This window comes from Stenotrophomonas sp. Sm2128 (assembly GCF_030985535.1).
GTDB classification, from domain to species: Bacteria; Pseudomonadota; Gammaproteobacteria; order Xanthomonadales; family Xanthomonadaceae; genus Stenotrophomonas; species Stenotrophomonas maltophilia.
This window is the reverse complement of the sequence record NZ_JAPTFQ010000055.1, coordinates 1-22,290: the sequence shown is the minus strand read 5'-3', so window position 1 is coordinate 22,290 and position 22,290 is coordinate 1. Positions and strand designations below refer to the sequence as shown.

Sequence of the window (22,290 nt, the reverse complement as noted above, 5' to 3'; positions counted from 1 at the left end):
GATGGACCCCGAATGTCTCCCGAACTTGCCTTGACCGAACTGCGTGGCGGCCTGATCACCGTGTTGTGGGTGGCCGGCCCGCTGCTGCTCACCGTGCTGGTGGTGGGCGTGGTGGTGGGCGTGGTGCAGGCCGCGACCCAGCTCAACGAACCGACCATCGCCTTCGTTGCCAAGGCGGCGGCACTGACCGCGGTGCTGTTCGCGCTGGGCAGCCTGCTGATCGGCCACCTGGTTGAATTCACCACGCTGCTGTTCCAGCGCATTCCACACCTGATCGGCTAGGACACGCGCCTCGATGGACGCCGCCACCCAGATGGCTGCCGACGGCCTGCAGGCCTTCGGCATGATCGGCACCGTGCTGTGGACCATGCTGCGCATCGGCGCGGTGGCCATGGCCATGCCCATGGTCGGCACCCGTGCGGTGCCGGCACGGATCCGCGTGATCCTGGCCGGTACCCTTGCCATCGCGTTGGCACCGCTGCTGCCGCCGGTTCCGGACTGGACCGGCTTCGATGCTGCCACCGTACTGACCATCGCCCGCGAGCTGGCCATCGGCGTGTCCATCGGCTTCCTGCTGCGGCTGGTGTTCGAGGCCGGCGCGATGGCCGGCGAACTGATCGCCCAGGGCACCGGCCTGGCCTTCGCGCAGATGAGCGACCCGCTTCGTGGTGGCACCTCCGGCGTGATCGGGCAGTGGTTCTACCTGCTATTCGGCCTGCTGTTCTTCACCGCCAACGGCCATCTGGCGCTGATCTCGCTGGTGGTGGACAGCTACCGGGCGCTGCCGATCGGCGCCCCGCTGCCGGACCCGCACGCCTTCTTCAGCATCGCTCCGACCTTCCTGCTGACGGTGCTGCGCGGCGCATTGACCCTGGCCATTCCACTGACCGTGGCGATGCTGGCGGTGAACCTCGCCTTCGGCGTGCTGGCGCGTGCTGCCCCGGCACTGAATCCGATCCAGCTCGGCCTGCCGGTCTCACTGCTGCTGGGCCTGTTCCTGCTGGCCCTGCTGGCCGGGGAAATGGGCCCGCCGGTACAGCGCCTGTTCGATGCCGCCTTCCAGGCTGCGGACGCGGTCACACACTGACCCGATCATCACGTTTTACCGCTTGCCCTTCCCCCGGGTCTGCGCGCTAGAGTGAATGCGCGGCAACCGGGGGGATGCCGCACGTGGCCGCCGCCCTGCGTCGGCCTGCCTCATGCATGCCCCGCCGTGGTTTCCGTCGACAGGCAGGTCCGGGAGACTGACGAATGCTGGTAGGCACGTACAACCCGTGGCTGGTGGCGATCTCGTTGCTGGTTGCCGTGATGGCTTCATACACCGCGCTGGCGATGGCCGGGCGCACGGTCACCGCACCCGGCAAGGGCGCGGCCTGGTGGTGGCGCCTCGGTGGTGGCTTCGCCATGGGCCTGGGCATCTGGTCGATGCACTTCATCGGCATGCTCGCCTTCGACCTGCCCATTCCGCTCGGCTACGACCTGCCGATCACCCTGCTCTCCCTGGCCCTGGCCATCGCCTCATCGGTGTTCGCGCTGTGGCTGGTTTCGCTGCGTACCCTGCCGCACCCACGCCTGGCCGGCGGGGCATTGCTGATGGGTACCGGCATTGCCGGCATGCACTACGTCGGCATGGCGGCGATGCGCATGCAACCCGGCATCGACTATGACCCGGGCTGGCTGCTGTTCTCGCTGATGGTAGCGGTGGCCGCCTCGTGGACTGCGTTGTATGTGGCATTCCGCCTGCGCGCGCAGCGCACCCGCATCGGTGATCGCCTGGCAGCCGCTGGCCTGCTCGGGCTGGCCATCGTTGGCATGCACTACACCGGCATGGCCGCCGCACGCTTTCCGGAAGGCAGCATCTGCGGCGCGGCGGTCGGCGATGGCCTGCAGAACGAGTGGCTGGCGATGCTGGTAGTGGTGCTGACGGTCGCGATCCTCGCGGTGGTGCTGGTGGTGTCCTGGCTGGACCAGCGGGTGGAGGCGCAGCTGCTGCGGCTGCGCAATTCCATGCTGAGTACCTCGCTGACCGACGCGCAGCAGGAACTGACCCAGGCCGCACTGCATGATCCGCTCACCCGCCTGCCCAACCGCCTGCTGTTGCAGCGCCGCATCGTGCAGGCACTGGCCGAGGCCGAACAGGGCGGCAGCCGCTTCGCGGTGATGTTCATGGACCTGGACGGCTTCAAGCAGGTCAACGACGCCTATGGCCACCAGGCGGGTGACGCACTGCTGGTGGCGGTGGCCGAGCGCACCCGCCAGCTGCTCCGCCCGCATGACATGCTGGCGCGCCTGGGCGGCGATGAGTTCGTGCTGGTGGTGCGCATCGAGCACGATGAGGATCTGCCAACCCTCGCCCGGCGCATCCTGCAGGCGGTCGGCAGTGGACCGCTGCTGCCGGACAACGAACTGCAGGTAACCGCCAGCATCGGCGTGGCGATCTGCCCGGATCACGCCGCCAGCGAGCGGCAGCTGATGGCCTTTGCCGACGCGGCGATGTACCAGGCCAAGGAATCCGGGCGCAACGCCTTCGTGCTGTTCGCCGACTGGATGAATGACAGCGCCGAACAACAGTTCCGGCTGCTGGCCGACCTGCGCCGGGCCATCGGCAGCGAGCAGTTGTTCCTGCACTACCAGCCCAAGATCCGCGTGGCCACGCAGAAGGTGGCCGGTGCCGAAGCGTTGATCCGCTGGCACCATCCGGAGCATGGCCTGATTCCGCCCGATCGGTTCATCCGCCTGGCCGAGCGCAGCGGCGCGATCAACGAGATCGGGCGCTGGGCGCTGGACCAGGCCTGCCTGCAGCTGCGGCGCTGGCACGATGCCGGTCACGAAGGCTGGTCGATGTCGGTGAACCTGTCGCCGGTGCAGTTCAGTTCGCCGCACCTGCTGCAGGATGTGCGCGCGGTGATCGAACGCCACAACATCGCCCCGCGCCACCTGGTGCTGGAAATCACCGAAAGCACGGTGATGCGCGATACCGACACCAGCCTGCGCCTGCTGCAGGCGCTGTCGGCGCTGGGCGTAGGCATCTCCATCGATGACTTCGGCACCGGCTATTCCAGCCTGCTGTACCTGAAGCGGCTGCCAGCCACCGAGATCAAGATCGACCATGCGTTCGTGCGCGACCTGGAACACAGTGCAGAGGACGTGGTGATCGTCTCGGCGATCGTGGCGCTGGGCCATGCGCTGGACATGGACATCGTCGCCGAGGGCGTGGAGACCGCCGCCCAGCGCGCCTACCTGGAGCGCCTGGGCTGCGACTACCTGCAGGGCTACCTGCTGGGACGGCCGGTCGATGCGGCGCGCTTCATGCAGCTGCACGACCTGCCCCGGCCGCGGGTGGAACTGGCGCAGAGCCCACCGCCCAGCGACAACGCGCCCCGGTAGCGCCGAGCCTGCGCTCGGCTCCCGCCGGGCACGGCCCGGCGCTACCATTGGTTGGCCTTCGGTAGATCCACGCCACGCGTGGATGCGCCGTTCCACCGTCATCCAAGGAAGCGCCCGTGGCCCTACGCACCCCCCTTGCTGGCCTGTTGCTGGCCCTTGCTGTTGGCCACGCCAACGCCGCTGATCTGCCGTGGTCATTGCCAGCCGATGCTTCCCCGGCCCAGGTCGACGCTGCCCTGCAGGCCCTTGGCAAGGGCGTGCTGAAGTCGCCCAGCCTGACCGATGTACAGCGCGGCCACGCGTTGGTGGCGGCGGGCCAGACGGCCGAAGCGCGGCGATCGATCCAGCAGGCACGCGCATCGCTTTCAGGCGAAGGTGATACCGCAGCAGTGCAACGCTGGGTACCGATGCTGCTGCTCGTCACCGCCGGCGAGCAGGACGCAGCGGAGTATGCGCGCGCCTTCCACGCCACCTTCGCCGCCCTCGACGACGTTGCCGCGGTGCAGGCCGGTGCCGCACTCTCGGTTGAGCCAGCCCCGGTGCGCGCCCAGCTGGAGCAGGCCGTCGCGGCACAGGCGGGGGCGACGACCATTGCCGAGGCTGTCGCCCTGGAACTGCTGCGCCTGCGGGCGGTACTGCGTGCGCAGACCCTGGCCGCTGCCCTGGCCCCTCCGCTGGTCGCGGCGGAAGAGCAGCGCCGCTTCGCCATCGACGACGCATTGCGCATCCCCGTTGGCGATGGCGTCGTGCTGTCGGCGCAGCTGGCCCGCCCTCGCGCCGCATCGGTGCCCCTGCCTGCGGCCATGCTGTTCACCATCTACACCGATCCACCCAAGAATCGGCAGAAGATGCTGCTGGCCGCCGCGCATGGCTACGCCGGCATCGTGGTCGATGCGCGCGGCAAGGGCCAGGGCACGGGCACCATCGCTCCCTACGAACATGACGGCGAGGACGCCAATGCGGCCATCGACTGGATCAGCCACCAGCCATGGAACGATGGCCGGGTCGCCATGTATGGCGGCAGCTACGAGGGCTTTACCGCCTGGGCAGCAGCGCGCCATCACCATCCCGCACTGAAGACCATCGTGCCCTACGTTGCCGCCATCCCCGGCCAGGGCCTGCCGATGGAGAACAACGTGTTCCTGAGTGCCAACTACGGTTGGGCGTTCTATGTGGCCAATGGCCCGATGCTGGACAACGATACCTACGATCAGAACGAGCGCTGGTCGCAGCTGCCGCGCCGCTGGTATGCCTCCGGCCGCCCTTACCGGCAGATCGACCAGATCGACGGCACATCCAACCCCTGGCTGCAGCGCTGGCTCGATCACCCCACGTACGACGCCTACTGGCAGTCGATGGTTCCCTATGGCGATCAGTTCGACGACATCCGCATCCCGGTACTGACCATCACCGGCTACTACGACGACGGCCAGATCTCGGCACTGCAGTACTTCAAGGACCACCTGCGGCACCGCCCCGATGCCGATCACTCCCTGCTGATCGGCCCCTATGACCATCGCGGTGCGCAGTCGGCGCTCAAGCCGATGCAGCTGCGTGGATACGACCTGGACGCCGTCGCGCAGTTCGACACGCCCGCACTGACCTTCCAGTGGCTGGACCATGTGCTGCGCGGCGCCCCTCGCCCGGCGCTGGTGCTTGACCGCGTGAACTACCAGCTGACGGGCGCCAATCGCTGGGGGCATGCGGCAACACTGGACGCCGCCGCGGGTGCCCACCACCGCTACCACCTGTCGGCCGCACCCGCTTCCGCCGATGGCTATCACCGCCTGCAGGAACAGCCGCCAGCGCCGGGCCAGCTGGAGCAGACCGTGGACATGGCCGACCGCAACGAAATGCGGCACGGCTACTACCCGTTCCCCATCGTCGCAGCACAGGATGAAGCCGACACCGCGCTGGCCTATGTCTCGGAACCCTTCACCGGACCGATGGATCTGGTGGGCAGCTTCTCCGGCGACCTGAAGGTGCGGATCAACAAGCGCGACTTCGATTTCACCGTCACCCTGTACGAGCTGATGGCCGATGGACACCGGATGCAGCTGTCCTATTACATGGGCCGGGCCAGCCACGTGCGTGACCCGGGCACGCGCCAGTTGCTGCAGCCCGGCCAATGGACCCACCTGCCCTTCGATCGCACGCGCATGGTCGCCCGCCGCCTGGCTGCCGGCAGCCGCCTGCTGGTGAAGGTAGACGTGCTGAAGGACGCCATGCACCAGGTCAACCACGGCAGCGGCCGCGATGTCAGCGACGAATCGGCCGCTGATGCGGGCACCCCGCTGCAGGTGGATTGGCACAGCGACAGTGTTCTGACGATTCCCCTGCGCCCCGCCAGCGACTCCCTACAGTAGATCCATACCATGCGTGGATAGGCAACGGCCCATCACGGAACACTTCTTGCACGCACCCCGGCATCCCCTGCCGCAGTGCCTGTGATGTCCGAGAACGAATCCGCCGGCGAAAAGACCGAACAACCTACCGAAAAACGCCTGCGCGACGCCCGTGAACAAGGCAACCTGCCGCGCTCGCGCGAACTTGGCACCGCCGCCGTGTTCGGTGCCGGCGTGCTGGCGGTGATGGCCATGAGCGGCTCGATCGGCCGTGGCGCCAGTGCCTGGATGAAGCAGGCGCTCAGCCCGGAACAGGGCCTGCGGCAGAACCCGAAGGAACTGTTCGGCCACTTCGGCGACCTGCTGCTGCAGTTCATGCTGGTGATCGCACCGCTGGTGCTGGTCTGCCTGCTGGCCAGCTTCGTCGCCCCGCTGGTGATGGGCGGCCTGCGCTGGTCGCAGAAGGCGTTGCTGCCCGACATCAACCGCATGAACCCGATGAGCGGGCTCAAGCGCCTCTATGGCCCCGAGGCCATTGCCGAGTTCACCAAATCGCTGCTGCGCGTGGCGTTCGTCGGTGTGGCCGCCGGACTGGTGGTCTGGACCGGCTTCGACACCCTGCGCGGGCTGATCCACCACCCGCTGGAGACCGCCATCACCGACGGGCTCGGCTTCACCCTGCGCCTGCTGCTGGCCACCGCCGGCGCGATGCTGGTGCTGGCCGCCATCGATGCGCCGTACCAGCGCTGGAACTGGATGCGCAAGCTGAAGATGACCCGTGAAGAGCTGCGCCGGGAAATGAAGGAGAGCGAGGGCAGCCCCGAGGTGAAGGGCCGCATCCGCCAGCTGCAGCAGCAGATGGCCAACCGCCGGATGATGGAGGCAGTGCCCACCGCCGACGTGGTGGTGGTCAACCCGACGCACTACGCGGTGGCCCTGAAGTACGAGGGTGGGACCATGAATGCTCCCACCGTGGTCGCCCTGGGCGTGGATGAGACCGCCCTGCGCATCCGTGAGGTGGCCGACGGCAACAAGGTCGCGATCGTCTCCGCCCCGCCTTTGGCACGCGCCTTGTATCGGGAAGGCCAACTCGGAAAGGAAATCCCCGTGAGACTGTATTCGGCCGTCGCCCAGGTCCTGTCCTACGTCTACCAGCTGCGCGCCTGGCGCACTGGCCCGATGCCGGACGCCCCGCACATCCAGGTGGATGAATTCGGCAAGGGAGGCCGCCCGTGAGCGCCCAGCCCTCCACCGGATTCAACACCCGCCGTGCCCTGGAAATGATCCGCCAGGGCCTTGGCGCGCCGCTGATCGTGCTGGCCCTGCTGGCCATGGTCGTGGTGCCGCTGGCCGCGCCGGTGCTCGACGCTCTGTTCACCTTCAACATCGCCATCTCGCTGATGGTGCTGCTGGCGGTGGTCTACGTGAAGCGCCCGCTGGACTTCACCATCTTCCCGATCGTGCTGCTGATCACCACCATGCTGCGGCTGGCGCTGAACGTGGCGTCCACCCGCGTGATCCTGCTCAACGGCCAGAACGGCCACGATGCCGCGGGCAAGGTCATCGCCGCCTTCGGCGAATTCGTGATCGGCGGCAACTATGCGGTCGGCATCGTGGTGTTCGCGATCCTGACCATCATCAACTTCGTGGTGATCACCAAGGGCGCCGGCCGCGTCTCGGAAGTGACCGCGCGCTTCATCCTGGACGCAATGCCCGGCAAGCAGATGGCGATCGACGCCGACCTCAACGCCGGTTTGCTGACGCGTGAAGAAGCCAAGCTGCGGCGCGAGGAAGTGCGCGAGGAAGCCGACTTCTACGGCGCGATGGACGGCGCCAGCAAGTTCATCCGCGGTGACGCCATCGCCGGCATCCTGATCCTGTTCATCAACATGCTCGGCGGCCTGGCCGTGGGCGTGCTGCAGCATGGCATGCCGTTCGGCGAAGCCGCTGCCACCTACACCCTGCTGTCCATCGGTGACGGCCTGGTGGCGCAGCTGCCGGCCCTGCTGGTCTCCAGCGCGGTGGCGATGCTGGTGACCCGCGCCTCGCGCTCGCAGGACATGGCCCAGGCGATGACCGGCCAGGTGTTCGGCCAGTACCGCGCGCTGGCGATCACCGCCGGCATCATCGGCGTGGTCGGCCTGGTGCCGGGCATGCCCAACGTCGCTTTCCTGACGCTGGCCGCGATCCTCGGCTTCATCGCCTGGAAGGTCTACCGCAAGGGCAAGGCCGCAGCCACCGACCCGGCAGCCGCCGGCAATGACGCGGCCGCACTCAACGCACTCGGCCGCCCGGCGGCACCTGCGCCGACCGCCGAACTGAGCTGGGACGAACTGCGCCCGGTCGATCCGCTGGGCCTGGAGGTCGGCTACCGGCTGATCCCGCTGGTGGACAGCAACCAGGGCGGCGAACTGATGGCGCGCATCAAGGGCGTGCGCCGCAAGCTGACCCAGGACGTCGGCTTCCTGATCCCGTCGGTGCATATCCGCGACAACCTGGAACTGCCCGCCAACGGCTACCGCGTGCTGGTGCACGGCGTGCCGGTGGCCACCGCCGAGATCCACCCCGACCGCGAACTGGCGCTGGACCCGGGCAGCGCGCTGGGCACCCTGGAGGGCATTGCCGGCAAGGATCCCGCGTTCGGCCTGGATGCCACCTGGATCCAGCCGCACCAGCGTGCCCAGGCTGAAACGCTGGGCTACACCGTGGTCGACCCGGCCACCGTGGTGGCCACCCACCTCTCGCACCTGATCCGCGAACATGCGCCGGAACTGCTCGGCCACGAGGAAGTGCAGCACCTGCTGGCCAACCTGGCCAAGAGCGCGCCCAAGCTCGTCGAAGATCTGACGCCGAAGGCGCTGCCGCTGTCGGCGGTGGTGCGCGTGCTGCAGAACCTGCTGGTGGAGCGCATCCCGATCCGCCAGCTGCGCAAGATCGCCGAGGCGCTGGTCGAACACGCGCCCAGCAGCCAGGACCCGGCGGTGCTGACCGCTGCCGTACGCACCGCGCTGGGCCGCTTCATCGTGCAGGAGATCGCCGGAATGTCGGCGGAGCTGCCGGTGTTCACCCTCAACCCGCAATTGGAACGTGTCTTGCAGGAGTCCACGCAGGGCAACGGCGCCGCGCTGGAACCCGGACTCGCAGAGCGACTGCACCAGAGCCTGGCCGAATGTGTCAGCAAGCAGGAAGCGCGAAACGAGCCGGCGGTCGTGCTGGTACCGGGCCCGGTGCGCGCCGCGCTGGCGCGCCTGGTCCGCCACAGCGTTCCGTCGTTGTCGGTCCTGGCCTACAGCGAGGTGCCGGAGGACAAGCGCCTGAAGCTGGTCGGAACGATCAGCTGACGCCGCCCACCGATGCGCCAGAAAACAGACACCACCTTCGAACCAACGCAACAGACAGATACCAAGGGGAACCCGCACCGTGCAGACCACCGACCACCCGAGTTCTCCGACCGCCACCCCGCCGTCTTCGTCCCGTGACCACAGCATGAAAATCAAACGATTCGTCGCCGCCGACATGCGCTCGGCCATGAACCTGGTGCGCAAGGAACATGGTCCTGACGCCGTGATCCTGTCCAACCGCCGGATCGAGGAAGGCGTCGAGATCGTCGCCGCGGCCAACTACGACGAGAGCGCCGTGCAGCGTGCACTGGAAGCCTCGCGCCGTGATGTCGCACCGCCGCCGGCACCCAAGCCGCGCACCGCTGCTGACGCGGTGATCGCCGCGGTCACCCGCCGCCGCAGCAGCACCCCCGCGCCGGAACCGGTCGCCGCCACCACCTCGGCCGTGGCCGCCCTCGCCCGTGCGGCCGTTGGGGCCACCGGCCGTACCCTGGACAGCGCCGACGAGATCGTGCCGACCCGTGGCAGCACTGGCTTCGCCGCCACCCTGGCGCGCGCCGCCGTCAACGAACCGGCGCTGCCCGAACAGAGCTTCGCCCCGTTCGCCGAGGCCATCGTTGCACCGGCCGCCACCGTGCCGGCCAACCGCGCCCGCTTCCAGATCGACCCGCCGCGCGACATGCATCACGAAAGCGTGGCCCCGGCCGTGCAGCCGCCGCCGCTGCCGACCGCTGCCGTGACCGAAGCGCAGCTCGGGATCGCCGCCAGCGAACCGGCAGCGGCCGAAGCCGCCGGCGAAGCCAGCCCGGCCCCCATGCTGGCCCCGGCACCGACGCTGACCGTGGTTGCCCAGGACGACGCCGAGATCCGCCAGCTGCGCCAGGAAGTGGCCGGCATGCGCCAGGTGATCGAGCGCGAGATGAACCGCTTCACCGACGAGCGCCTGCGTGGCAGCCCGGTGCGCGCCACCGCGCTGGACCTGATGGACGAGTACGGTTTCGACGCCGGGCTGGCCCGCGACGTGGCCATGCAGATCCCGCTGGAGACCGAAGCCCATCGTGGCCGCGGCCTGATGCTGGGGCTGATCTCGCGCAAGCTGCCGATCGCCCCGGTCGACCCGCTGGAAGAAGGCGGCGTGATCGCCCTGGTCGGCCCGACCGGCGCCGGCAAGACCACCACCATCGCCAAGCTGGCCTCGCGCTTCGCCGAGAAGCATGCGCCGCGCGACGTGGCCCTGGTGACCACCGACACCACCCGCATCGGCGCCCGCGAGCAGCTGTACGGCTACGGCCGCCAGCTCGGCATCGCGGTGCACGAGGCCAACAGCGGCACCGACCTGGACCAGCTGCTGGAACGCCTGAAGGACTACAAGCTGGTGCTGATCGACACCGCCGGCCTGGGCCCGCGCGACCGCGCGCTGGCCGCGCAGCTGCAGTGGCTGCGCGCCGCCCGGCAGGTACGCACCCTGCTGGTGCTGCCGGCCAACACCAGCTTCGGCGACATGGACGAGGTGGTCCGCCGCTTCGGCGCCGCCAACCTGCAGGGCCTGGTGCTGAGCAAGCTGGACGAGACCGGCCGCTTCGGCAACGCCCTGTCGGTGGCCGTGGACCACGCCCTCCCGATCACCTGGGTGACCGATGGCCAGGACGTTCCGGAGGACCTGCACCGGGCCAGTGCGGCCAATCTCGTACTTCGCCTTGAAGATTTGCGCCGCGCGGCCGATATGCCCTGCAACCCGGAGTTGAACCATGCCGTCGCGTGAGTACGCCAAGCTGACCAAGACCTTCCCGCTGTCGGCCACCCGCAGCGAGCCGCTCGGCCCTGTGCGCACCATTGCCGTCACTGGCGGCAAGGGCGGCGTGGGCAAGACGAATGTGTCCGCCAACCTGGCGGTGGCACTGGCCGGCATGGGCAAGCGCACGCTGCTGCTGGACGCCGACCTGGGCCTGGCCAACATCGACGTGATCCTGGGGCTGAACCCGACCTTCACGCTGGCCGACCTGGTCGCCGGCCGCTGCTCGCTGGACGACGTCATCGTCGAAGGCCCGAACGGCGTGCTGGTGGTGCCGGCCGCGTCCGGCCGCCGGCACATGGCCGAGCTGGCCCCGGCCGAGCACGTCGGCCTGGTCAACGTGTTCTCCGAGCTGGAACGCGAACTGGACATCATGGTGGTGGACACCGCCGCAGGCATCACCGACGGCGTGCTGACCTTCTGCCAGGCCGCGCAGGACACCGTGGTGGTGGTCTGTGACGAGCCGGCCTCGATCACCGACGCCTACGCGCTGATCAAGGTGCTTTCTCGCGAACGCGGCGTGGACCGCATCCAGGTAGTGGCCAACATGGTGCGCGACCCCAACGAGGGCCGCGTGCTGTACGAAAAGCTGACCCGCGTCTGCGAGAAGTTCCTCGCCGATGTCTCGCTGAACTACCTGGGCTGCGTGCCGCAGGACGACTGGCTGCGCCTGTCGGTGCAGCGCCAGCAGCCGGTGGTGAAGGCCTACCCGTCCAGCCCGGCCGCGCTGGCGATCACCGAGATCGCGCGTCGCACCGCACGCTGGCAGGCGCCGACCGAACCGCGTGGCGGCGTCGAGTTCTTCCTCGAGCGCATCCTCAAGCAGCGCGGGGTGGCCGCATGAAAGGCGCAGCCCAGTACAGGGAAGTCCAGCGCTCGGCGGCCAACGAGGTCATCGCCCAGCATTCGGACCTGGTGCGGCGCATCGCCCACCACCTGGCCGCGCGGTTGCCGGCCAGCGTTGAAGTGGACGACCTGATCCAGGCCGGCATGATGGGCCTGATCGAAGCGTCGCGCAGCTACGACGCCGACCAGGGCGCCTCGTTCGAGACCTATGCCTCGATCCGCATCCGCGGTTCGATGATCGACGAGATCCGCCGTGGCGACTGGGTGCCGCGCTCGGTGCACCGCCGTGCCCGCGATGCCGCCGCCACCATCCGCCGCCTGGAACAGAGCAGCGGCCGCGCCGCCAGCGCCACCGAGGTGGCCGCCGCGATGGAGATGCCGCTGCCCGAATACCTGCGGTTGATGGAGGACGCCGCACGTGGCCAGGTGCTGAGCCTGGAGTCGCGCATCGAGGACCAGGGCGAGCTGGACACCGTCGCCCAGGGCGGCCCGACCCCGCAGCAGGTGCTGGAGCGTGGTGAATTCGGCCGTGAGCTGGGCAAGGCCATCGGCCACCTGCCCGAGCGCGAACAGCTGGTGCTCTCGCTCTACTACGAGCAGGAACTGAACCTGAAGGAGATCGGCGCGGTGCTCGGCGTGAGCGAGTCGCGGGTCTGCCAGATCCACGGCCAGGCGGTGCTGCGCCTGCGTGGCCGGCTCAAGATTTTCGAGGCGGCGGACGCCGGCCTGGAAGAATGAACATGCCCGAGGCGGCTGCCCCCGGCCGCCCGGAATGAACAACAAAGGAACTCTGCTTTGAACAAGAACATGCGCATCCTGATCGTCGATGACTTCTCGACCATGCGTCGGATCGTCAAGAACCTGCTGGGCGATCTGGGCTTCACCAATACCGCCGAAGCCGAGGACGGGCATGCCGCGCTGTCGCTGCTGCAGAGCCAGCCGTTCGATTTCGTGGTCACCGACTGGAACATGCCGGTGATGACCGGCATCGAGCTGCTGAAGGCGATCCGTGCCGATGCCAAGCTGAAGACCCTGCCAGTGCTGATGGTCACCGCCGAAGCCAAGCGCGAACAGATCATCGAAGCCGCCCAGAACGGCGTGAACGGCTACATCATCAAGCCGTTCACTGCGCAGACGCTGGAAGAGAAGCTCGGCAAGATCTTCGAACGCCTGGCGGCCAGCGCCTGATGGATACCACGGTCGACAAGAGCGCCCTCGCCCTGCGCCTGCAGGAAGCCCTGGACGCACTCGAGTCCGGTGACGAGGCCGCTTGGCGGCAGCGCATCGACGGACTGGTCGCGCTGCGTACGCAGCCGATGATGAGCGGCCTCTCGCGGCTGGCCCGCGAGCTGGGGCAGGCACTGGGTGAGCTGCCGACCGTGCCCAGCGAGGCCGGTGAGCTGGACGACGCCTGCGCACGCCTGGACCACGTGGTGGCCATGACCGAACAGGCCACGCACCGCACCCTGGACCTGGCCGAGGAATGCCGCAGCCTGACCGAACAGCTGCGTGCTGAAGGCCTGCAGCCGGGCCAGGACGCGCAGCTCGAGCGCATCCGCCACAACCTGACCGAGATCGCCCTGACCCAGAGCTACCAGGACCTGACCGGGCAGATCATCCGTCGCGTGGTCGGCATCGTCCGCCGCGTGCACGAGGGCTTCGGCGCACTCGGCCTGCCGCCGGAACAGCATCGCACCGACCCGGAACTGGCCGGGCCGGCACTGAAGGGACTGGACCGCCACGCGGTCTCGCAGAACGACGCCGACGACCTGTTGTCGGATCTGGGGCTGTAAGCATGAGCGCGGTATCCGACGACATCACTGCCGATTTCATCATCGAGGCACAGGAAATCCTGGATCGCCTGGGCGAACAGCTGGTGTCGCTGGAGCAGGCACCGCAGGACACCGAGCAGCTCAACGCGGTGTTCCGTGGATACCACACGCTCAAGGGCGGTGCCGGCTTCCTTGGCGTCACCGCGATGGTCGAACTGTGCCACGCCGCTGAAGAGGCCCTGGGCATCGCGCGTGCCGGGCAGGCGGTGCTGCAGGCCCACCACTTCGACGCCGCCCAGCAATCGCTGGACTACCTGCAGTCGATGCTGGACGCCGTGTCCTCCGGCACCGAGCCAGGCTATGCGCCGCCGGACCTGATCGCGCAGTTCGACATGAACGGTGGCACTGCCGCGCCGGTCGCTGCGGCCGCGCCTGCGGCAGCCGGCAGCGACCTGATCACCGACGACGAATTCGAGGCCCTGCTCGACCAGCTGCATGGCGGCAACGCACCGACCGCGGTCGCGCCGCCCAGGAAGGCCGACGACGGCCTGATCAGCGAAGACGAGTTCGAAGCGCTGCTGGACCAGCTGCACGGCGGCGCTGCGCCAGGCGCGAAGCCTGCTGCCACCGTCGCGGCGGCACCTGCCGCTGCACCGCGCCCGGCGCCCGTACCGGCGCCCGCCGCCAAGCCGGCGGCCAAGCCGATGGCCGAGGCCGAGCACACCGTGCGCGTGGACACCAAGCGCCTGGATGCGATCGTCAACCTGATCGGCGAACTGGTGCTTTCCCGCAACCGCCTGAAGACCCTGCGTGCACGCCTGCGCGACGAGGAGCTGGACCGCGCCGTATCGACGCTGGACATCGCCACTGCCCGCCTGCAGTCGGCGGTGATGCGTACCCGCATGCAGCCGGTGGGCAAGGTGTTCTCGCGCTTCCCCAAGGTCGCCCGCGACGTCGCCCGCTCGCTGAAGAAGGAAGTGGACCTGGAGCTGGTCGGCGCCGAAACCGAACTCGACCGCAACCTGGTCGAAGCACTGGCCGATCCGCTGGTGCACCTGGTCCGCAACGCCATCGACCATGGCGTGGAAATGCCCGACCTGCGCGAAGCACAAGGCAAGCCGCGGATGGGCCATGTACGCCTGTCGGCGCAGCAGGAAGGTGACTACGTCAGCATCGAGGTGCAGGACGATGGCGCCGGCATCGACCCGGAGAAGCTGCGCGCGAAGGCGCGTGAGAAAGGCCTGATCGATCCGGAAGCCGCCGCCCGCCTGAGCAGCGAGGAATGCCTGCACCTGGTGTTCCTGCCCGGCTTCTCGACCAAGCAGCAGGTCACCGACATCTCCGGCCGTGGCGTCGGCATGGACGTGGTGCAGTCGCGCATCCGCGAACTGAGCGGCCAGATCCAGATCCAGTCGGAACTGGGTCGTGGCAGCCGCTTCCTGATCCGCGTGCCGCTCACCCTCGCGATCCTGCCGACCCTGCTGGTGCAGGCCGGCGAGGACGTCTACGCGCTACCGCTGGCACGCGTGATGGAAGTGCTGCACGCGCCGCGCACCTCGCTGGGCTGGTTCGATGGCCGCGCCGTGCTTGATCGCCGCTCGCACACCCTGCCGCTGGTCGACCTGCGCCAGTGGCTGGATGTGACGCCGGCCGCGTCAACCCTGCTGACCATCGTGGTGCTGCAGGCCGGCGAAGCGCGTTTCGGCCTGGTCGTGGACCAGGTGCGCGGGCGCGAGGAAGTGGTCATCAAGCCACTGCCAAAAGCCCTGCGCGGCCTGCGCGGTTATGCCGGTGCAACGTTGATCGGCGATGGTCGCATGGCACTGATCCTGGACGTGGACGGCATACGCTGAACGCCGCCGGGCAAGGCCCGGCGACCCGAAAACTGTGACTACCGTCTGTACGCATTCTCCCGGTGTCTCAAGTCCCATTCATACAAGCCGATACCGGAACCATGGATAGACTCAGCCTCATTGGACTCTTTCTCGCCCTGGCCTCGCTGGTCGGTGGCAGCATCCTCAAGGGCGCCGGCCTGGCGTCGCTGTGGTCGCCTGCGGCGTTCGTGATCGTCATCGTCGGTACCGTTGCCGCGATCCTGCTTCACACCTCACCGGCGGTGTTCAAGCATGCGTTCAAGATCGTGCGCTGGGTCGTGCGCCCGCCGCACAGCGATCGCCGCGAACTGATCCAGCAGATCGTCGAGTGGAGCAACATCGCCCGCCGCCAGGGCCTGCTGGGCCTGGAATCGCAGGTGGAAGCGCAGCAGGACCCGTTCCTGCGCAAGGGCCTGCAGCTGCTGGTGGACGGCGTTGAACCCGAATCGATGCGTCACATGCTGGAGATCGAACTGGGCAGCCAGGAGCACCAGGACCAGGCCGGCGCCAAGGTCTTCGAAGCGATGGGCATCTACGCGCCCACGCTCGGCATCATCGGTGCCGTTCTCGGCCTGATCGCGGTGATGAAGAACCTGGCCGACCCGAGCAAACTCGGCCACGGCATCGCCGCCGCGTTCACCGCCACCATCTACGGCATCGCCTCGGCCAATTTGCTGTTCCTGCCGATCGCCGCCAAGCTCAAGAGCGTGATCTCGCACAACACCCGCGACCGCGAAATGGTCATTGAAGGCCTGATTTCGATCGCCCAGGGCGAGAACCCACGCAACATCGAAACCAACCTCTCCGGCTTCCTGCACTGACATGGCCCGCCGCAAGCACCACGAAGAGCACGCCAACCATGAAGCATGGGCGATCCCCTATGCCGACCTGATGACGTTGCTGCTCGCCTTCTTCGTGGTCATGTACGCGATCTCCTCGGTCAACGAGGGCAAGTACCGGATCATGGCCGACGCGCTCACCGATGCCTTCGGCGGCGCACCGCGCACCATCAACCCGGTGCAGGTGGGTAACAAGCAGGTGCAGGGTGGCGGCTGGGACAGCCCCTCGGTGATCAAGTCCGGCACCAAGATCGGCCCCTCCGCGCCCGCGCCGTCGCACGACCCGACCCTGCTGCCGTCGATGGCCTCGCAGATGCGCATGCCGGTCTCCGTGCACAACCAGGAACAGATCGCCCGTGCCGAGCGCCAGCTCAACAGCATCGCCGACCGCCTCACCGCCGCACTGGCGCCGCTGATCGACCGCGGCATGATCAGCGTGCGCCGCACCGAGTTGTGGATCGAAGTGGAGATCAACAGCGACATCCTGTTCCCCACCGGCTCGGCCGCGCTGGACGTGCATGCACGGCAGACGCTGGCCAGCCTGGCCGAGGTGCTGCGTGACGTGCCCAACAGCGTGCGCGTGGAAGGCCATACCGACAACGTGCCGATCGCCACCGCCACCTTCCCTTCGAACTGGGAACTGTCGGCCGGACGCGCCGCCAGCGTGGTGCACCTGTTCGCCGACCAGGGCGTGCAGCCATCACGGCTGGCGATGGTTGGCTATGGCCAGTTCCGTCCGCGCGAAGAGAACGACAGCGCGCAGGGGCGCAACCGCAACCGCCGGGTGATGGTCATCATCCTGGCCGACACCTCGCATTCGGTGGATCCGCTTGGCCAGCGCCTCAATGCGGCCACCGGCGCCGTCGACGACAGCACCACCGAACAGGCCGCCGCAACTCCGGCCACCGCCCCCACCTCCCCCATCGCACCGGTGAAGTTGCCGCCGGTGCCGGCTGGCAGCCGCGTCGGCGCCGCCGTTCCCCCGGCAATGAAGGAGTAAACCGATGCGCATCTGGGCAGTCGCCAACCAGAAGGGCGGAGTCGGCAAGACCACCACCACCCTCGCCCTCGGCCGCGGCCTGGCCGCGCTTGGCCATCGCGTGCTGCTGATCGACCTCGATCCGCATGCCTCGCTCAGCCGCGCCTTCGGCGTGCCGGTGGATCCGCCGCCGGCGGGCGTGCTGGAACTGTTCGGCGCCCCGCCGGCCGATCTTTCCAGCCTGTGCCATGCCAGCAGCATCCACGGCCTGGACTACGTCTGCGCGCAGTCGGCGCTGGCCACGCTGGAGCGCCGCAGCGCCAACCAGCCCGGCCTCGGCCTGGCCCTGCAGAACGCACTGGCGCGTCACCAGGGCCAGCACGACTACATCCTGCTGGACTGTGCCCCCACCCTTGGCCTGTTGATGATCAACGCACTGGCCGCTGCCGACCGCCTGATCATTCCCACCCAGGCCGAGCCGCTGGCCCTGCATGGCCTGGACGGCATGGTCCGCACCGGCGAGATGGTCGAGCGCTCGCGCCGCCGCCCGCTGCCGATCTCGATCCTGCCGACCCTGTTCGACCGCCGCACCCGCGCCGGCAACGAGTCGCTGCGCACGATGCAGGATCGCCACGGCACCCGCGTCTGGGAAGACGCCATTCCGATCGACACCCGCATCAGCAATGCCGCAGGCCTGACCCTGCCCAGCGTTGGTGAGGACTACCCGGGCCGCGGCCTGGCCGCCTATCGCCGCGCACTGAACTGGATCCTCGTTGAGGATGCCCGTGCCCTGGAGCAGGCCGCATGAACAGCACCGGCGTACTGGACGACTACCTGGACGAACTGCTGGGCGAAGCGATCGCCCCGGCGGCCGTCGTGCTGCCAACGCCGGACAGCGCCGCCCCGGCTCCGGACAGCACATCGGAACCGGAACGCGAGCCGACCTGGGATGACCTGCCGGCCGAGGTGATCTACGAAACCGACACCGTCGCCGCGGAGCCTGCCGTGGACAACGCCACGCTCGAAGCCGCCTTCGAGGCGGCCACAACGGCCGAGCGCGAGCCCACCTGGGACGATCTGCCCGCTGAAGTGATCTATGAGACGGACGCTGTTGCCGTTGCCCCTGCACAGGACGACGCAGCACTGGAAGCCGCCTTCGAGGCCGCCGCAATGCCGGTCGCCGCTCCCGAGCGCGAACCGACCTGGGATGACCTGCCTGACGAGGTGATCCACGAGACGGCCCCGGCCAAGGCCGGCCCGGAGCCCACCTGGGACGACCTGCCCGACGAAGTGATCTACGAGACCGACGCGGCCGACAGCCATCAGCTCGCCCACACTGACAGCCCCGGTCTGCAGGCTGCGTTCGAAGCCGCTGCTGGTGGCGAGGATGTCCCCACGCCGCCACCGGCCGTGGTTGCGCCCCCGGCACCGCGCCCTGCACCCGCGCCCGCCCCGGCCGCGCGTGCTGCCGCCGCGCCGCCGCCCCGCGTCGCCCTGGATGCCCAGGCCACCAACCGTCCCGGTACCTGGCAGGAGCTGCAGGCGCAGGCGCACCAGCCCGCCAGCAGTCCGCACCCGCAGAACCGCCGCGCCGGCGAGCGCACCTCGCGCTGGCTGCGCCTGCGCTGCGGGACTCAGGCCTATGCGCTGGAACTGCTGAAAGTGCAGGAAGTGGTGTTGCCGGTGCCACTGCTGCCGTTGCGTGGCACGGCACCGGCGATGCTCGGGATCATGAACCTGCGTGGCCAGGTGGTGCCGGTGATGGACCTCGGCCTGCACCTCGGCGCCGCAGCGGCAGAAGACGATGCCCTGACCCGCATCGTGGTGCTGGAAGAGGACGGCGAGACCATCGGCCTGCGCGTGTCGGCAGTGGAAGATGTCGCCAACCTCACCGATTCACAGATCGAACCCCCGGATACCGCCCGCATCTGCCAGATCTCCAATGATCTGTTCCGCGGCGTCGCCCGGGTCAGCCAGCGCCCGATGATCCTGCTGGACGCCACACGGCTGTTGAGTTGATCTGGAAAAAAGGGGACGGAGGGGATTAAGTCGCAAGTGGCTCGGCGCTTTGCGCCGACGCGGTACCTGTCGGGGACGCAAGGAGTTGATCCGTTGGATCAACACCTTACGTCCCCACTGCGCGGTCGCCGTTGCCGAGGGGGCTGCAGTAGAGCCAGGTCGCTTGCGACTTGATCCCCTCCGTCCCCTTTTCAGCTGCGACCGCACCGACGCACCGCGTCGATTCCTCTAAAGAACCCCGCCGGGGTGCCGTTATGGATCACGGAACCGTTTGTCCGGAGCAACGATGAGCACTGTCGAACTGGGTGAGGATCTCGGCATCGAGAGCAGCACCGAGCTCAAGAACCGCCTCGCCCCGCTGGTGGCGCAGGCAGGCGAGCTGACCCTGGATGCAAGCCAGGTCGCCCGCATCCACACGGCCGCCGTGCAGGTGCTGTGTGCATTCGTGCAGGCCCGCCGCGAGGCAGGCCTGGGCACCGGCTTCCACGGTTGCACCGCAACCTTCCGTGACGCCGCGCGCCTGCTGGGCGTCACCCAGGCCCTGGGCCTGGACGTAACCCATGACAACCTGAAATCTGTGGAGAACGCTGCATGAGCGCACGTATCTTGGTGGTGGACGATTCGGCGTCGATGCGCCAGATGGTTTCCTTCGCCCTCACCTCGGCCGGTTTTGCCGTCGAAGAAGCCGAAGACGGCGCGGTCGCGCTCGGTCGCGCCAAGGGCCAGCGCTTCAACGCGGTGGTCACCGACGTCAACATGCCGAACATGGACGGCATCGCGCTGATCCGCGAACTGCGCCAGCTGCCGGACTACAAGTTCACCCCGTTGCTGATGCTGACCACCGAATCGGCCGCCGACAAGAAGTCCGAAGGCAAGGCCGCCGGTGCCACCGGCTGGCTGGTCAAGCCGTTCAATCCGGAACAGCTGGTCGCCACCGTGCAGAAAGTGCTGGGCTGATCGCCCCGCACCGCTCCCCTTCTTCGCTTCCGGACCACCACTGCCATGAGCATGGACCTGCAACGCTTCCACGCCACCTTCTTCGAGGAGAGCCGCGAAGGCCTCGACGCGATGGAGGCTGGCCTGCTGGCCCTGGAATCGGGGCAGCAGGACGCGGAGATCATCAATTCGGTGTTCCGCGCCGCCCACTCGATCAAGGGCGGCGCCGGCACCTTCGGCTTCGATGCCATCGCCGGCCTGACCCACGTGCTGGAAACGCTGCTCGATGAGCTGCGTGCCGGCAAGCGGGCCCTGGAAGGCCATGCCGTCGATGCCATGCTGTCCTCGGTGGATGTACTGCGCGCCCTGCTGCGCGAAGCCGAACATGGCCAGGCCGCAGACCCCGCGGCGGTCGCCGCAGTGAAGGCGCGCCTCGAAGCCGTTCTCTCCGGCCAGGCCGCACCGAGCGCGCCGGCCGCTGCCGCAGCCAAGGTGGACGATACGCCGGAAGCCTGGCAGATCGGGTTCACCCCGGCACCCTCGCTGTTCATGAGCGGCAACGACCCGTTGCGCATCATCCGCGAACTGGAACACCTCGGCTCGCTGCAGGTGGCCGCGCGCATGGAACGCCTGCCGGGCTTCGCCCAGCTCGACCCGCTCGAGGCCCACCTGGCGTGGGACCTGGGCCTGGTCGGCAAGGTGCCGCGCAGCAAGATCGAAGACACCTTCGCCTGGGTGCTGGACGACTGCGAGCTGGACATCCGTCCGGCAGCGCCGCCGAGCCTGGCAACTCAGGCGCCCGTTGCTGCATCCCCTTCCACACCTGCTGCCGTCGTGCCGGCAGCGCCTGCTGCGCCTGCCGCCGGCGGTGCTGCCACCCAGGAAGCCGAAACGTCGATCCGCGTCAGCGTCGACAAGGTCGATGCGCTGATCAACCTGGTCGGCGAACTGGTCATCACCCAGGCCATGCTCAAGCAGGTCTCGCACGCGCTGGACCCGGTCCACGCCGAGAGCCTGTTCGCCGGCCTGGACCAGCTGGAACGCAACACCCGCGATCTGCAGGAAGCGGTGATCGGCGTGCGCATGCTGCCGGTCGACGCGGTGTTCCGCCGCTTCCCGCGCCTGGTCCGCGACCTGTCCAGCCGCCTCGGCAAGCAGGTGCGCCTGCGCACCGTCGGCGAGGGCACCGAGCTGGACAAGGGGCTGATCGAGAAGATCGCCGATCCACTGGTGCACCTGGTGCGCAACTCGATCGACCACGGCCTGGAAATGCCCGACGTGCGTCGCGGCGCGGGCAAGGACGAAACCGGCACGATCACCCTGGCCGCTTCGCACCAGGGCGGCCATATCGTCATTGAAGTGAGCGACGACGGCCGCGGCCTGGATCGCGCCAAGATCCTGGCCAAGGCCACCGAACGCGGCCTGGCCGTACCGGACAACCCGACCGATTCGCAGGTCTGGGACCTGATCTTCCAGCCAGGCTTCTCCACTGCCGATGCGGTCACCGACCTGTCCGGGCGTGGCGTCGGCATGGACGTGGTTCGCCGCAACATCCAGGCACTGGGCGGTGAGGTCCAGATCGAAAGCAGCCTGGGTACTGGCACCCGCACGCTGATCCGCCTGCCGCTGACCCTGGCCATCCTCGACGGCATGACCGTGGCGGTTGCCGGCGAAACCCTGATCCTGCCGCTGGCCTATGTGCTTGAGGCGTTGCAGCCGCAGGCCGAGGACATCCGCAGCATGGCCGGCGAAGGCCGCGTGCTGCGCGTACGTGGCGAGTACCTGCCGATCCTCTCGCTGAGCGAGTACTACGGCTACGGCAACCGTGCGCCGGGCAGTGAATCGCTGGTGGTCGTGGTCGAAGGCGATGGCCAGAAGATCGCACTGGAAGTGGATGAACTGGTCGGCCAGCAGCAGGTGGTGGTGAAGAACATCGAGAACAACTACCGCCGTATCGGCGGGGTGTCCGGTGCCACCATCCTTGGCGACGGCCGCGTCGCGTTGATCGTCGACATCGGCGGACTGGTGCGCTCGTTGCGGATGCCGCAGGCCGCCTGATCCACGCTGCATGCGTGTACTGGACCGCCGCCCTTCGGGGCGGCGGTTTTTGTTTGTGCGCGCTCTGCCAAGGGGGTCGGATCCCTTTCCGCAGGAAAGGGA

General features: G+C 68.3%; 18 protein-coding genes and 1 pseudogene. All 19 read left to right on the top strand.

The features are described 5' to 3' along the window. Positions 1-12: 12 nt before the first annotated feature. The 19 genes and pseudogenes from O0K41_RS15220 (at position 13) to O0K41_RS15130 (ending at position 22,188) form a co-directional block, all read left to right on the top strand. Positions 13-282: a flagellar biosynthetic protein FliQ gene (locus O0K41_RS15220; RefSeq protein ID WP_005413254.1), complete on the top strand. Its 270-nt coding sequence runs from the start codon at positions 13-15 to the stop codon at positions 280-282. A gap of 13 nt (positions 283-295) precedes the next feature. Beyond that, positions 296-1,087, top strand: coding sequence for a flagellar biosynthetic protein FliR (gene fliR, locus O0K41_RS15215; RefSeq protein WP_005409539.1), 792 nt, complete (start codon positions 296-298; stop codon positions 1,085-1,087). 164 nt (positions 1,088-1,251) lie between these two features. Beyond that, the gene (locus tag O0K41_RS15210) at positions 1,252-3,387 is read left to right on the top strand and encodes a bifunctional diguanylate cyclase/phosphodiesterase (RefSeq protein ID WP_088610808.1); all 2,136 of its coding nucleotides are present in this window, start codon (positions 1,252-1,254) and stop codon (positions 3,385-3,387) included. 116 nt (positions 3,388-3,503) lie between these two features. Then, positions 3,504-5,753, top strand: a complete 2,250-nt coding sequence (locus tag O0K41_RS15205; RefSeq protein ID WP_164221929.1) for a CocE/NonD family hydrolase — start codon at positions 3,504-3,506, stop codon at positions 5,751-5,753. Positions 5,754-5,837: 84 nt separating this feature from the next. After that, positions 5,838-6,968, top strand: a complete 1,131-nt coding sequence (flhB, locus tag O0K41_RS15200) for a flagellar biosynthesis protein FlhB (RefSeq protein ID WP_049448926.1) — start codon at positions 5,838-5,840, stop codon at positions 6,966-6,968. 44 nt (positions 6,969-7,012) lie between these two features. Then, on the top strand, positions 7,013-9,073 hold the full coding sequence (flhA, locus tag O0K41_RS15195; protein WP_169449112.1) for a flagellar biosynthesis protein FlhA: 2,061 nt from the start codon (positions 7,013-7,015) through the stop codon (positions 9,071-9,073). A gap of 145 nt (positions 9,074-9,218) precedes the next feature. Beyond that, the gene (gene flhF, locus O0K41_RS15190) at positions 9,219-10,835 is read left to right on the top strand and encodes a flagellar biosynthesis protein FlhF (protein WP_058980013.1); all 1,617 of its coding nucleotides are present in this window, start codon (positions 9,219-9,221) and stop codon (positions 10,833-10,835) included. Beyond that, entirely contained in the window at positions 10,822-11,709 is an 888-nt protein-coding gene (locus O0K41_RS15185; protein WP_005409532.1) for a P-loop NTPase, read from the top strand. The genes flhF and O0K41_RS15185 overlap by 14 nt, the downstream gene beginning before the upstream one ends. Then, complete coding sequence (locus tag O0K41_RS15180; RefSeq protein WP_005413248.1) at positions 11,706-12,449, top strand: RNA polymerase sigma factor FliA; 744 nt, start codon at positions 11,706-11,708, stop codon at positions 12,447-12,449. The genes O0K41_RS15185 and O0K41_RS15180 overlap by 4 nt, the downstream gene beginning before the upstream one ends. Positions 12,450-12,506: 57 nt before the next feature. After that, positions 12,507-12,899, top strand: coding sequence for a chemotaxis response regulator CheY (cheY, locus tag O0K41_RS15175; RefSeq protein WP_005413247.1), 393 nt, complete (start codon positions 12,507-12,509; stop codon positions 12,897-12,899). Next, the gene (locus O0K41_RS15170) at positions 12,899-13,504 is read left to right on the top strand and encodes a protein phosphatase CheZ (protein WP_010482455.1); all 606 of its coding nucleotides are present in this window, start codon (positions 12,899-12,901) and stop codon (positions 13,502-13,504) included. Before cheY ends, O0K41_RS15170 begins: the two co-directional genes overlap by 1 nt. A gap of 2 nt (positions 13,505-13,506) precedes the next feature. After that, complete coding sequence (locus tag O0K41_RS15165) at positions 13,507-15,336, top strand: chemotaxis protein CheA (protein ID WP_099604697.1); 1,830 nt, start codon at positions 13,507-13,509, stop codon at positions 15,334-15,336. A 101-nt stretch (positions 15,337-15,437) separates the two neighbouring features. After that, positions 15,438-16,178, top strand: coding sequence for a flagellar motor protein (locus O0K41_RS15160; protein WP_005409527.1), 741 nt, complete (start codon positions 15,438-15,440; stop codon positions 16,176-16,178). 1 nt (position 16,179) lies between these two features. Further along, a pseudogene (gene motD, locus O0K41_RS15155) lies at positions 16,180-17,025 on the top strand (flagellar motor protein MotD); the annotation flags it as partial. A 175-nt stretch (positions 17,026-17,200) separates the two neighbouring features. Then, complete coding sequence (locus O0K41_RS15150) at positions 17,201-17,983, top strand: ParA family protein (protein WP_012480096.1); 783 nt, start codon at positions 17,201-17,203, stop codon at positions 17,981-17,983. After that, complete coding sequence (locus O0K41_RS15145; RefSeq protein WP_164221931.1) at positions 17,980-19,194, top strand: chemotaxis protein CheW; 1,215 nt, start codon at positions 17,980-17,982, stop codon at positions 19,192-19,194. Before O0K41_RS15150 ends, O0K41_RS15145 begins: the two co-directional genes overlap by 4 nt. 286 nt (positions 19,195-19,480) lie before the next feature. Next, positions 19,481-19,789 (top strand): STAS domain-containing protein, encoded by a 309-nt coding sequence (locus O0K41_RS15140; RefSeq protein WP_005409522.1) that lies wholly within the window; start codon positions 19,481-19,483, stop codon positions 19,787-19,789. Continuing rightward, entirely contained in the window at positions 19,786-20,151 is a 366-nt protein-coding gene (locus O0K41_RS15135) for a response regulator (RefSeq protein WP_005409521.1), read from the top strand. Before O0K41_RS15140 ends, O0K41_RS15135 begins: the two co-directional genes overlap by 4 nt. 45 nt (positions 20,152-20,196) lie before the next feature. Next, positions 20,197-22,188, top strand: a complete 1,992-nt coding sequence (locus O0K41_RS15130; protein ID WP_005409520.1) for a chemotaxis protein CheA — start codon at positions 20,197-20,199, stop codon at positions 22,186-22,188. Positions 22,189-22,290 lie beyond the last annotated feature (102 nt).

Excerpts from the sequence above, each read along its gene's own strand:
- O0K41_RS15220 (WP_005413254.1), top strand. The coding sequence starts at position 13 with ATGTCTCCCGAACTTGCCTTGACCGAACTGCGTGGCGGCCTGATCACC.
- fliR (WP_005409539.1), top strand. The coding sequence starts at position 296 with ATGGACGCCGCCACCCAGATGGCTGCCGACGGCCTGCAGGCCTTCGGC.
- O0K41_RS15210 (WP_088610808.1), top strand. The coding sequence starts at position 1,252 with ATGCTGGTAGGCACGTACAACCCGTGGCTGGTGGCGATCTCGTTGCTG.
- flhB (WP_049448926.1), top strand. The coding sequence starts at position 5,838 with ATGTCCGAGAACGAATCCGCCGGCGAAAAGACCGAACAACCTACCGAA.
- flhA (WP_169449112.1), top strand. The coding sequence starts at position 7,013 with ATGATCCGCCAGGGCCTTGGCGCGCCGCTGATCGTGCTGGCCCTGCTG.
- flhF (WP_058980013.1), top strand. The coding sequence starts at position 9,219 with ATGAAAATCAAACGATTCGTCGCCGCCGACATGCGCTCGGCCATGAAC.
- O0K41_RS15185 (WP_005409532.1), top strand. The coding sequence starts at position 10,822 with ATGCCGTCGCGTGAGTACGCCAAGCTGACCAAGACCTTCCCGCTGTCG.
- O0K41_RS15180 (WP_005413248.1), top strand. The coding sequence starts at position 11,706 with ATGAAAGGCGCAGCCCAGTACAGGGAAGTCCAGCGCTCGGCGGCCAAC.
- O0K41_RS15170 (WP_010482455.1), top strand. The coding sequence starts at position 12,899 with ATGGATACCACGGTCGACAAGAGCGCCCTCGCCCTGCGCCTGCAGGAA.
- O0K41_RS15165 (WP_099604697.1), top strand. The coding sequence starts at position 13,507 with ATGAGCGCGGTATCCGACGACATCACTGCCGATTTCATCATCGAGGCA.
- O0K41_RS15160 (WP_005409527.1), top strand. The coding sequence starts at position 15,438 with ATGGATAGACTCAGCCTCATTGGACTCTTTCTCGCCCTGGCCTCGCTG.
- O0K41_RS15150 (WP_012480096.1), top strand. The coding sequence starts at position 17,201 with ATGCGCATCTGGGCAGTCGCCAACCAGAAGGGCGGAGTCGGCAAGACC.
- O0K41_RS15145 (WP_164221931.1), top strand. The coding sequence starts at position 17,980 with ATGAACAGCACCGGCGTACTGGACGACTACCTGGACGAACTGCTGGGC.
- O0K41_RS15140 (WP_005409522.1), top strand. The coding sequence starts at position 19,481 with ATGAGCACTGTCGAACTGGGTGAGGATCTCGGCATCGAGAGCAGCACC.
- O0K41_RS15135 (WP_005409521.1), top strand. The coding sequence starts at position 19,786 with ATGAGCGCACGTATCTTGGTGGTGGACGATTCGGCGTCGATGCGCCAG.
- O0K41_RS15130 (WP_005409520.1), top strand. The coding sequence starts at position 20,197 with ATGAGCATGGACCTGCAACGCTTCCACGCCACCTTCTTCGAGGAGAGC.